Source organism: Entomomonas sp. E2T0 (assembly GCF_025985425.1).
Classification (GTDB): Bacteria; Pseudomonadota; Gammaproteobacteria; order Pseudomonadales; family Pseudomonadaceae; genus Entomomonas.
This window is the reverse complement of the sequence record NZ_CP094972.1, coordinates 1,779,226-1,791,856: the sequence shown is the minus strand read 5'-3', so window position 1 is coordinate 1,791,856 and position 12,631 is coordinate 1,779,226. Positions and strand designations below refer to the sequence as shown.

The window sequence follows — 12,631 nt, the reverse complement described above, 5'->3', positions numbered from 1 at the left end:
AGAGACAATGGATGCAATAAAAAGCTTTCACAGACTTAAAAACAATGAAAATAACTCTATTGGATTATCCAATTACACGATAAAGTTATATCAATATTCGTAAAAGTTGTTTGACTGTTTAAGCTAACCACGCTTTAATTTATGTTTGTGAATTTAAATTAATCCAAGAGGATAGTGTGTTTAACTGGTCATATATTCAACAAGTTTTACCAACCTTTGAACATGCTCTGTGGCTTACAGTTAAAATATCAGCAGTAGGGATTTTGGCTGCGATTATTATAGGTGCTGTTTGTAGCATTGTTATTTTTTATAGGATTACGGTTATCTCTGCTATTGCTAGAGGTTATATAGCTTTTTTCAGAAATACGCCACTGTTGCTTCATTTATTTTTTATCTATTTTGGTTTACCTAGAGCCTTTAAGATTACACTAAGTTTTGAGGTAACTGCACTGATTGGTTTATCTCTGTTAGGCGGCGCTTATATGGCAGAAGCTTTTCGTAGTGGTATTGAAGCAGTGGCTAAATCACAATTTGAATCAGGGCAAGCAATTGGTTTGAATCGTTTGCAAATGATTCGCTATATAGTATTGCCACAAGCTATTTCCTATTGTGTACCTGCATTAGGTGCTAACTGTATTTTTTTATTTAAAGAAACCTCTGTATTTACTGCTATTGCAGGGACTGACATCACTACTATTGCCATTAACTTTATTAGTAATGATGGTCACAGTAATGAAAACTTACTGTTACTAGTGGTTGCTTATCTTATTGTGATATTACCTTTTATTTGCTTATTGTCTTATATTGAAAAGAGGATGCGCCATGCAGAATTTGGGAATTAATATCCTCTTTGATTGGATTACTATTAAACGCCTTTTAGAAGGGCTGTATTTCACCTTAGAAGTTTCTTTTGCTGCTATTTTACTAAGCAGTTTGTTGGGTACATTATTTGGTATTATTCGTACCTCTAACAAACTGGTAGTACGTATTATCTTCCGAATTTATTTGGAAGTTGTTCGCGTTCTGCCTACCCTAGTACTACTTTATATTCTTTACTACACCTTACCGAGTATATTTAATTTAAATATTGACGGTCGGTTAGTCGGTATACTTGCTTTCACCTTTTGGGGTGCTGCTGAAATGAGTGATATTATTCGTAGTGCTATTATTTCATTACCTAAACACCAAACAGAATCTGCCTTAGCAATTGGTTTAAACAAAACCCAATTATTCTGTTATGTATTACTGCCTCAAGCTTTAAAACTTGCTGTACCCCCTGCTATTAATTTAGCCGCTAGAATTATTATGACTACTTCTTTACTTGTTTTAATCAGCGTGCAAGATATTACTAAAGTGGGCAAAGAAATTATCGAATATGCCACCATGATGGGTAATGATATGGCACCGTTCTGGATTTATGGATTTATCTTATTAGTGTTCTTTGCTATCTGCTATCCATTATCCAAACTTTCACAACGTTTAACCAAAAGAAAAGGTTGATAAGGTCGGGCTTTAAATATGATTGATAACACTGAAACACTATTAGCAATAACCGATCTTCATAAACGCTTTGGTGAACGTGAAGTGCTAAAAGGTATTGATCTCTCTGTACAGAAAGGCGAAGTAGTCACCATACTTGGCCCTTCAGGTTGTGGTAAATCAACCCTATTACGTTGTTTAAACGGCCTAGAAAGTATTCAACAAGGTTCTATTAAACTGGATAATATTGAACTTAACACCCCTACCACCTCATGGATTCAAGTAAGGCAAAAAGTAGGCATGGTTTTTCAAAGCTATGACTTATTTCCTAACATGAATGTGATTGATAATATTTTATTAGGTCCATTAAAAGTACAAAAACGCGCTAAAACTGAAGCTATGCAACAAGCCGATGAGTTACTTACCCGTGTTGGTTTAATTGATCGTAAAACAGCTTATCCTAGACAACTATCAGGAGGTCAAAAACAACGTATTGCTATCGTTCGTGCCCTTTGCATGAATCCTGAAATTATGCTTTTTGATGAGGTAACTGCCTCTCTCGATCCTGAAATGGTTCGAGAGGTACTAGAAGTTATTCAAGATTTAGCCAAACAAGGGATGACCATGATTCTAGTTACTCATGAACTGAGCTTTGCTAGACGTGTGGCTAATAGAATTGTCTTTATGGATCAAGGTAAAATTGTAGAAATGGCTGAACCTGAAGCCTTCTTTACAGATCCTCAAACAGAACGTGCTAAACAATTTTTGACTGTATTTGATTTTTAAGGAGCAATAATGAAATTATTAACTAAAAAAACCACAGGCTTACTCCTCAGCAGTATTCTTTGTTTTGCTTTAACTGCTTGTGGCGACAGTGATAAACCAACTGTTGAAACTGATAACGTACAACCTCCTTCTGCCTCAAGCCTACAAGCCATTAAAGATCGTGGAGAGCTACGCGTAGCGGTTTTTAGTGATAAACCACCTTTTGGTTATGTTGATAAAGAAGGCAATAGCCAAGGTTATGATATTGAACTAGCTAAACGCCTTGCTAAAGATTTACTAGGTGATGAAAATAAGGTGAAATTTGTGCTTACTGAAGCACAAAATCGCATTAATGTACTTACCTCTAATAAAGTAGATATTACGCTAGCTAATTTTACAGTGACACCTGAGCGTGCTACCCAAGTAGATTTTGCCAAACCTTATATGAAAACAGCAATAGGTGTTGTTTCTCCTAAAACTGGCGCTATTACCGATGTTGAACAATTAGATGGCAAAGTACTGATTGTTAATAAAGGTACTACTGCTGAAACTTATTTTGCCAAACATTACCCTAATGTTAAATTGCAGAAATATGACCATAACTCAGAAGCCTTTGCTGCACTTAAAGATGGTCGTGGTGTAGGCTTAGCTCATGACAATACATTACTTTATGCATGGACTAAAAATAACCCTGATTTTGAAGTAGCCTTACATAAAGTAGGTGAAGATGATGTGATTGCACCAGCAGTTAAAAAAGACAATGTTGAATTATTAAACTGGGTTAATGAAGAAATCGGTAAACTGCAAAATGAAGAGTTTTTCCATAAGGCTTACGATAAAACTGTTAAACCTTTCTATGGTGACAATATTGATCCTAATAATGTAGTCATTGACACCAGTAATTTAAATATGGCTGAAGTGCCTACAACTAACGATGAAGCTGAAGAAACAGCAGAATAATAACTGCTGTTAACCAATAAAAAAGCGACCCTTGAGTCGCTTTTTTATTATGAATAATATCTATGATAGCTGTTGCTATAAATCTAGTATTAACTTATCACTCTTACACCCAGACACACATACCATCATCACATCATTAGCCGCCTTTTGACGTGGGCTTAGTACGCTATCACGATGATCTGGCATTCCCTCTAGCACCTTAGTTTCACAAGCGCCACAAATACCCTGACGACAAGCAGTATTCACTAACACACCGGCTGTTTCTAAAACCTCTATAAGAGAACCACCTGCTGGCACATCTAAAATCATCCCTGACTTAGCTAACTCCACCACATAGGCATGACTTTGCTCTGCTTCTACTATTTCTTTTGCAGCAAAATACTCTACATGACTATTGTCATAACCTAACTTTTGACAGGCTGCTTCAAAAGCTTCTAACATCGCCACAGGACCACAACAGTAGAAATGCACATCTTTATCATGTCCTGCTAAATATTGCTCAAGGTTTGGTATACCTGCTTTCTCATCATCGAAATGCCATGTAATTTTTACATTCAATTTTTCTAACTGATCAAGATAAGCCGCTTCTTGTCGGCTACGCGCACAGTAAATTAACTCTACTGAATTACCCAATGTTAATAAACGCACTAACATACAATAAATAGGTGTAATACCAATACCACCTGCTACTAATACACTGTGATTTGCTGCTTCATCTAAGGTAAAATTATTACGTGGTTTAGAAATCTGTAGCTCCTGCCCTACTCTAAGTTCCTTATGAATATAGGTAGAACCACCTTTACTATTGCCATCTAACAACACACCTAATACATAACAATCTTTTTCTTCTGGAGAGTTTAATAATGAATAGCTTCTCACCAGACCATTGGGTAAATGTAAATCAATATGAGACCCTGCTTCGAAAGATTGAAACTGCGTACCTACTGTAGGTGCTAACTCAATACTAATAATATTTTTAGCCTCATAGCGTAAGCCACGCACAAAAGCTGTTTGAAACTCTGACATAATTTTATTTTACCTTTATTTTTAGCTACTAATAGTGAATAAGAATATTTAGACAAAAATACAAAAACTAATTATTCTTAATAAGAACTTACCATTACCTATAAACACGTTTATTATACAACTTTAGTACAATATCAGTAACTTTATTCCTCTACTCAATGACTTTGAGCTCAATATTCTGATGAACCTAACTACTATTATTAATAGGCAATCTCCTCCTACTCCTTGGCAAACAGGTGAGAAAATACCTTGGAATGAACCAGCATTTAGTCAACGAATGCTAGAGAACCATCTTTCACAAGAACATGATTGGGCAAGTCGTCGTTATAAAATCATCGATCAACATATCGCTTGGATTAGCCAACAATTACCCAATAAACAATCTAAAATACTTGATCTAGGTTGTGGACCTGGTTTTTATACTCAGCGTTTAGCGAAACTTGGTTATCAATGTACTGCTGTTGATTTCTCACCTGCTTCTATTGAATATGCCAAGCAACAAGCTATACAAGATAATCTTAATATAAACTATCTATTAGCTGATATTCGCAACTATCAACCTACAGATCGGTTTGATCTTATTATGATGACATTTGGTGAGTTTAATGTCTTTAAAGAAACTGATATTAAAGCTCTACTTAACAATATAACCCAATACCTTACCCCAAATGGGTATCTATTAATTGAAGCACATACTTATCAAGCTATATTAACTTATGGCCAACAGACAGCTTCTTGGCAGTCGTATAAAACAGGACTATTTTTAGATTCTCCTCATATTTGCCTAGAAGAACATTTCTGGAATGAGCAACAAACAACAGCTACCACACGCTACTATATAATTGATACTGTAAATAACCAAACAATAGAATATGGTAGCTCCATGAAAGCCTATACCGACTTAGCGTATCAACGATTATTTCAAGAAGCTGGCATGATTAGCATTAACAAACTAACGCATACTCAATGGCCAACAGGCGATATTTTTACTGAGAAACTACAAACCTTTATTTGTCAGAAATAACTATTTAGAAGACTTCCTATGAAAAATAAACTAATCACTCTACTCATTATTATGTTACTCCCTCTATATAGCATGGCTGATCAATGGGATGATACTTTCTTACAACTAGTTGCGGATAAAAATAATGCTCTGCCTTATGATATTGTTGAAGGCTACCAAGTATTTGACATTGACTACAACCTTAAACAACGAATATTTAAAAATCATATTCAAATTACTAAAAGTAACATTACTAAACAAATGATAGAACAAGAATACAACAGAGATATAGCTGAGTTTTGTAAGATTGAAGACACCCAAACAACACTTAATGAAGGTATTTCTTATCAGTTTCTATTTTATAGACAACAAAATGAAACACCTTTTCTTATAATTACTATTGATAAAACTGTTTGTAAATAACACTTCACCAACAATTACTTGCGCATAAATGCTCAAGTAACTCCACTAAAAATAACTAGGCATATTTTCACATATAACAACCATAAAGATTACATGTAACAAATTAAAATTGTGTTATTAAGTGACGTTTTTTGTCATACAACAGATTTAATTGTCATTTTTAAAACGCTTTATTTTTATGCAAATATTTGAAGCAGATCACACTTTTTTATGTTTGTTGGTTATAACTGTTTGAAATAATTATGTTTTAATTTATATGGCATGCTAATTGCTGAATAAAAGTAATCTTAATTAAAATGTAAGATGCTTGATAAAGGGATGCTTTAGCAATTAGGTTTGTCGTCAATTGTTTTTCTCTTCTAAGATTTTGGAAATGCTTCAAGGTGTTTTTTAAGATCTTGTACTTAACGTTTGAATAAATTTTTACTTTAATTTCATTGTTACTTTAAATAATGAAAATGGGTATTTTTTTGCCTAAAAAAAGTGGGAATCTAATAAAAATAAGTGGTTATTACAAGGACTATGGATTATGTTTGACCCTGCTAATACAACACATTTTTCTATCACTATAGATGGACTCGAGAATACTCGGCTACAAGTATTAAGCTTTGAGGGTATTGAATCATTAAACTATTCTTATGCGTTTGAAATAAATTTAGTTAATGACCATATTCGCTACGATATTACTCAGTTACTCAATAAACCCGCTTTTTTAGCATTCGACCCAGAGGGGCAGAATGGAATCCATGGGATTATTGATTCCGTTAAACGTGGCTCTATCAGTAATCACTACGCTATATTCCAAATTATATTAGTACCTCGCTTTAAACAATTGGAAAGGAATGTTGATCAGCGAATTTTCCAAAATAAAACTGTACCGCAAATTATTAGTCAAGTTTTAGCTGAGTTTGGTATTTTAGAGGGCAGTCATCATGAGTTTAGGTTAGGCCCTACGCCTTATCCTGAGCGTGAGTATTGTGTGCAATACGATGAATCAACTGCTCATTTTATCCATCGTCTATGCGAGGAGGAAGGCATCCATTTTCATTTTGAGCATAACTCTACCCAGCACTTGATGGTATTCGGTGATTCTCAGCCTATCTTTCCTTCTCTAGCTGAAGCCATTAGTTATGTATCTGATACAGGTTTTGTGGCAGATAAACAGGTTATTAAACAATTTGACGTTAGCTTGGCTAGTCGTACCCAAAGTGCCTCTTGGCGAGACTATAATTTTAAACGCGCCAAAATTCCTACAGGTAGTGCTGAAGGTAAACAAAGTAAAAAGGCCAATGAAGCGGTTGAGCCTGCATTAGAATATTATGATTACCCTGGTCACTTTGTAGATAATAAACGAGGTGAACAATTAGCTAATATCGAAATTGAACGCTTAAGAACCAATCATCTCATTGCTGAAGGACAGAGTGACGTTACTTGCCTACATAGTGGTTATTACCTAACCGTTGATAAACATCCCAGTACTGATACAGAAGACCCTTGGCTAGTCAATACTATCCGCCACCAAGGTAAACAACCACAAGTGTTAGAGGCTTTTGGTGGAGAGGCATCAGCGGCTAGCATTGTGCCATCAAAAATTGAAGTCATTATTAATTCTCCTGAACTAAATAACAACCAACTGCAATTTACATCCAGTAACTTTAATCAAGGTTATCGTAATGCGTTTGTGGCGACACCAAGGGAAGTAGTATGGCGGCCTGTTCGTTTGCATCCTAAACCTAAGGTGTTAGGGAGTCAAACCGCTATTGTAACAGGCCCATCAGGTGAAGAAATTTATTGTGATGATTATGGTCGTGTTAAAGTACAGTTTCATTGGGATCGTGAGGGTAATTATAACGAGCGTTCAAGTTGTTGGATCCGTGTTACTTCTAGTTGGGCACATGATGGTTATGGTGCAGTAACCATACCGCGTGTCGGTATGGAAGTAATGATCGATTATTTAGAAGGTGACCCTGACCAGCCTATTATCACGGGTTGTTTACATAATGGGGTTAACAAAGTTCCTTATGAGTTACCAGCCCATAAAACCAAAAGTGTTTTTAAAACCAGTTCCTCTAAAGGGGGTGTTGGCTCTAATGAACTTAGGATAGAAGATAAAGCAGGTAATGAGCAAATCTTTATCCAAGCGCAAAAAGATTTTGAGCAACTCACTAAAAATAATCATACCGTACAGGTTAATAACAATAGTCATTTACAAGTTAATAATGAACACAGTGAAACGATTAAGAAAAATCGTTATACCAAGAACGAAGCTGAAGAACATCACCTTACGCAACTAGACCGTAAAACACAAATTCTAGCTAATGACCATCTTACTGTAGCTAAAAGCCAACACACTACTATTGGCACTATTTCAAGCACAGAGGCAGGTCAAGAGATACATATCAAAGCAGGTATGAGTATAGTGATTGATGGTGGGTTATCTTTAACTTTAAAAGCAGGCGGGCAGCATATTGTATTAAACCCTGCGGGTATTTTTACCTCTGTTCCAATGGTAACAGGTGGTTCGCCTATGACAGGTACTGCTGCTAGTCCATTATTACCTCTTAATATTGAAAAAGCTGTTCCTCCAACACTAGCTCCTTTTGCGCAACGCCATGCTCTTTTACAACTAAAACCTCGTTGTGAGATTTGTGAACAAATGGCGGCTCAAGCGAAGGAGAATGCTTAATGGCAATTAATCAATTTCTTCTAATTGATGGTGCTTTAAGGCAAACAGCCATTAAAGACCTTTATGCTAATTATCAAGGGTTAAAAATAATGCCCCTGTATATTGGCACACCTTACCATGATAATTATGATATAGGCCCTATTCTAGTGGGCAATCTCAACCAATCTCATTTACGTCAAGAAATAAACCAATACGATTGGGCAATTACTGCTTCCATTATAGAAAGCACACAAGATATCAATACCATAGCCGAACATTTACAACAATTTCTTGTAGTAGATGATGAAGCAGGCAGTCATGCTCTATTTCGTTTTGCTGATCCATTAATTACTTGGCACTGGCTTAATAGTTATGGAGAGCAGGTACATAACGAAATTATGGGACCAATTACACAATGGCAAGTGATAAAACCTATTCCCCATTGGCAGAACGATAAAACACCACAATGGCAAACATTTACCAAAGCAGAAAAATCTATAAAGCTAACAACAGCTATTAACTTTTTACTTCCTCCACAAACAGAAGCACTCAGTAAAGCCAATGATTTTCGCTTTAAAAATCGCTTATATGATTGGCTAAAAGAACATAAAGCCCATGCTTTTGAAAATAAGACAGAAGAGCAAATTAGTTATTGGATGGACTACTGCTATGAAGAAGCAGAGGTTTTTAACTTAATTAGCGAACGTAGCTTCGCCATGTGGTTTGAATTATCTGCTGACTATGGTTATGACTTCGCTACTCGTATTGAAGATAACCCTTATAAGGAATGGTTCACTCAGAATCCTAAAGAAAAAGGGTTGCCTACTGAGGTTACTATTCAGCATTTTTATCAATCTCTAATACAACAATTATCAAATTCAGTTACAGGAGTTTAAAATGAATACTAATGAACACTATAACAATTTAGCTGAAAGTTTCAGTCAACTTCCTGTTAATACTGACGCTTGCTGTACTAATAGTCTAGATGTAATTATTACTCCTGTGCGTTATGCAATTGATGATCTAATTAACATTAATGACACTGGCTTAAAAGAAGATTCTCTACACACAGGTAGAACATGCCAACGCACAAGTCGATTTGATAATCAATTAAAAACCCGTCATTTCACAATGCGTCAGCTTCGTGATGGTTGGTTATATGTTTATGATCAAACAACACAACAACTTGATGAGTATAAAATACAAGGTAGTTTTTTTATCAAACAAGATACAAAACAAACATCGCTACCTTATATAAGATACCCTGCCTGCAGTATTTTATATTTATTCTTTTGTCCAGTGCAGCTAACAGATAGGCTTAAAAAGGGAGATATGTTTTCCTCAAGCTCATTTCTAGAAGATAATCGCTGGGTAAAAAAAGTCGACCTCCCCACTTTATGTAGTGACGGATTTCCTTATGAAGAGGGAAACTGGCTAGATCGTATGATTCCATTAGAAGAGATCACAACTTTTGTTTCTGATATAAAGCGCGCTGATGATAAAAGCTTGGACCCTTTTTATAGTACAAGTATTTCCACTATTGAAAGACCAAATGACGTAGTTTCAAAATTAAGTATATTGTCACCTAAAAAAAGCTCTCCTTCTCTGCCTATTAAAGAAAGAGTGTCTGAAAGAGTAATAAGACAAGGAGAGGTAATAGATTCTACTAAAACTAATCAAAGTTTAAATATGATCGCTATACTTGAAGATCCTTTTGCAGTTATTGATGATCTAATATTAAATATCTTACCTTATTATGCTCAAGATATAGCATATACAACAGATGAAGGAAGACGAGCTATTGAAATAGCTCAACATTGTATATCTCTGATTTTCTCAGAAATTATTAATGATGTAATGCCATTAGAAACAAAAAATAACTTATACAAGCGCTATTCTTTATTAAAAGAGATTACAAACCATATAAGAGGATTAGATAGTGTAGTAATTGAGCAATACCGTACTTTAAGGCAATATTATAAAATAAATGAAAGCTTTAAACTTAAAACTAAATATCTTAAACCAATTAAAGAAATCTTAAAGATAGCTGATGAAGATCTAAATTTAGACGATATGCTCAACACTTTAATAGATTGGTCTAAAACAACTTATGAGCTTGATCGTAGGGTAGAGGATATCATTACTTATCTTAATTACATAGGGTATTGTGAGGGGATTGGTAGCTCAGCAACACTTCTAGTAGATTTTGGTCTTGATAATATAGATATAAAGCAAGCAACTATGGCACAGGAAATTTGCCATAAGGTTACTTTTTATATTTCTCATGTAGAGCGTGGTAGGCAATGGATAAAAGACACAGTAGAACTTCATAGAGAACATTTTATAACTTTGTCGCCTTTTAACTTTGAGTTTGATATTTATAAAACTATACGGGATATTAGCTCAAAAATTAAGAAAACAACAACTGTTACTAAAGATATTTACAATTTGGTAACACAAAGTATTAAATCAAATAATATTGCTAATCTAGCATTTAAAACTTTAGAGAAAATTTTAAATGATCCTAATGCACCTTTAAATATTTATTACGATACATTAAAAATAATTCAAACAAACTTAATAACACGCAATGGATTAGCTTTACATACAATAACTGGCTTAATACTAGATAATAGATTTAAAAATTTTTCAATATCTTATTTCTCTAATTCTAACGAATTTATAAAATGGAAAAAAGAGGTTATATCAATTCAAAAAGATATTATAAGATGGAACAAAATACTTAAATTGCCTATATCTAACTTTGAAAAAAATACAAAAATTCCACAAGGCTCAAAAACGAAAAAAATGTCTAGAGCAAAATTTAATGAGCTTTATACACAATGGATATCTCAAAGAACTGAGGCAATCAAAAAATTAGAAAAAAAATTAAAAGAATTCCCTACAGCAATGATATTAGAAGACCTTGATAAAAAGCATCAAAACACTTTAAAAACTATAAATAAAAGAAGTAATGACCTAGAAAAAACTACCAAAAACTTGGATGCAGCATTCACAGTAATATCATTAGGATGTGCATTAACCAGTGTATGCATCGCTATACGTGAGTTAATAGATGCATATAAATCAGAGAAAATGACAACTGATATTATTGCAAAAAATATTTTGATTCTTTCAAATTCAACAATAAGTATTATTGATAGTATTATTAAATTAAACACCCCCATTATTACTGATGCACTAACAAAATACCTTAAAGTAGACACTATCATTAACAAAAAAATTGATGCTATTGAAAAAATAAATGAAAAGGCTTCAAAAATTAAAATTTCTGCGGATAGTCTAGATTGGTATATGAAAGCACCTGCTAGGGGAGTTTTACTTATAGGATGCTTAGTTAGTCTTTATGAAATGCCCAATCTCGTTAACGGATATCAAGATGCAAAAACTACTGAAGAGCAAATCTGGTATGGTGTAAAAATAGCTTCCATTATGGTATCTGTATCGCTTTCAACAATTGCTTTAGTTACAGGTATGACAGCTGGCCCTATAGGAATAATACTCTCAATTGCTGCAGGAATTTTATATCTTATAAGCTCATATTTTATTGACTCTGCATATCGAACCGAGCTGCAAGCTTGGATGAAAAAATGTTACTGGAGAAAACATGAAAATGGCTATAATGATATAAAAACAGAATTAACTGAACTCTATAAAATTCATCTTTGCCCAGTAGTAAAATATAAACATATTTATGAATTAGACAATGACAAATCTAATATTGTAGGTGTTTGGGTGGATATTTATTTATCTTCCTACCTTGAAGGCTCTACTATTCAATATGGTATAAATGGTACGCCTCTTGCGCAAAATAACAAAACACTGAATATTGAATACTCTAATTGGATTAATCTTGATTACAGTAAAGACATTTTACCAAATCGACCTCCTCAAGTAGCTACAGATAGTAAAGACACTAAAGAAATAATAATAATAGAAAATCTTAAAGGAGACATTGAGTCTATCATTACTACTACTAAACAACCAGACCTTACAGTGGATGCAATATATGCAAAAGATGATAAACATCGTATATGTAGATCTTGGATTCCTTTAACAAAAAATATAAATACTTCTCTTGGATTTCACATATCATTATCATATGAAAACTTTGATCTTAATTACATTTATAATCTGTCAAGACCTGATAAGAGTAAGTCTGAAAGCACAAAACTTTCAGATGCAAAACTACTTTCTAGGAACACTGATAAGAAAGGACTCTTATTAACTGAAACAAAAAATATACCTGAATCAATAAATGATAATTAATAAAGTTTGGGGCTAAAACC

At 34.0% G+C, this 12,631-nt stretch carries 10 protein-coding genes; 9 read left to right on the top strand and 1 reads right to left on the bottom strand.

Going from position 1 to position 12,631, the window contains the following annotated elements; all coding sequences use genetic code 11:
* Positions 1-176 precede the first annotated feature (176 nt).
* The 4 genes from MTZ49_RS08545 to MTZ49_RS08530 are packed head-to-tail and all read left to right on the top strand — an operon-like array spanning position 177 to position 3,204.
* The gene (locus MTZ49_RS08545; protein WP_264745132.1) at positions 177-842 is read left to right on the top strand and encodes an amino acid ABC transporter permease; all 666 of its coding nucleotides are present in this window, start codon (positions 177-179) and stop codon (positions 840-842) included.
* Positions 823-1,500, top strand: a complete 678-nt coding sequence (locus MTZ49_RS08540; RefSeq protein ID WP_264745131.1) for an amino acid ABC transporter permease — start codon at positions 823-825, stop codon at positions 1,498-1,500. Before MTZ49_RS08545 ends, MTZ49_RS08540 begins: the two co-directional genes overlap by 20 nt.
* An 18-nt stretch (positions 1,501-1,518) precedes the next feature.
* Positions 1,519-2,265 (top strand): amino acid ABC transporter ATP-binding protein, encoded by a 747-nt coding sequence (locus tag MTZ49_RS08535; protein ID WP_264745130.1) that lies wholly within the window; start codon positions 1,519-1,521, stop codon positions 2,263-2,265.
* 9 nt (positions 2,266-2,274) lie between these two features.
* Complete coding sequence (locus tag MTZ49_RS08530) at positions 2,275-3,204, top strand: cysteine ABC transporter substrate-binding protein (protein ID WP_264745129.1); 930 nt, start codon at positions 2,275-2,277, stop codon at positions 3,202-3,204.
* A gap of 75 nt (positions 3,205-3,279) precedes the next feature.
* On the opposite strand, the gene MTZ49_RS08525 is transcribed toward MTZ49_RS08530, so the two are convergent.
* Positions 3,280-4,230 (bottom strand): PDR/VanB family oxidoreductase, encoded by a 951-nt coding sequence (locus MTZ49_RS08525; protein WP_264745128.1) that lies wholly within the window; start codon positions 4,228-4,230, stop codon positions 3,280-3,282.
* A 181-nt stretch (positions 4,231-4,411) separates the two neighbouring features.
* Between MTZ49_RS08525 and MTZ49_RS08520 the strand changes: the two genes are divergently transcribed.
* From MTZ49_RS08520 to MTZ49_RS08500, 5 genes are all read left to right on the top strand, one after another.
* Entirely contained in the window at positions 4,412-5,254 is an 843-nt protein-coding gene (locus MTZ49_RS08520) for a class I SAM-dependent methyltransferase (RefSeq protein WP_264745127.1), read from the top strand.
* Positions 5,255-5,272: 18 nt separating this feature from the next.
* Positions 5,273-5,656, top strand: coding sequence for a hypothetical protein (locus MTZ49_RS08515; RefSeq protein ID WP_264745126.1), 384 nt, complete (start codon positions 5,273-5,275; stop codon positions 5,654-5,656).
* A gap of 529 nt (positions 5,657-6,185) precedes the next feature.
* A complete protein-coding gene (tssI, locus tag MTZ49_RS08510; RefSeq protein WP_264745125.1) occupies positions 6,186-8,342 on the top strand; it encodes a type VI secretion system tip protein TssI/VgrG in 2,157 nt (718 codons plus the stop codon).
* Entirely contained in the window at positions 8,342-9,217 is an 876-nt protein-coding gene (locus MTZ49_RS08505) for a DUF4123 domain-containing protein (RefSeq protein WP_264745124.1), read from the top strand. The genes tssI and MTZ49_RS08505 overlap by 1 nt, the downstream gene beginning before the upstream one ends.
* 1 nt (position 9,218) lies before the next feature.
* The gene (locus tag MTZ49_RS08500) at positions 9,219-12,611 is read left to right on the top strand and encodes a toxin VasX (RefSeq protein WP_264745123.1); all 3,393 of its coding nucleotides are present in this window, start codon (positions 9,219-9,221) and stop codon (positions 12,609-12,611) included.
* Positions 12,612-12,631: the final 20 nt, after the last annotated feature.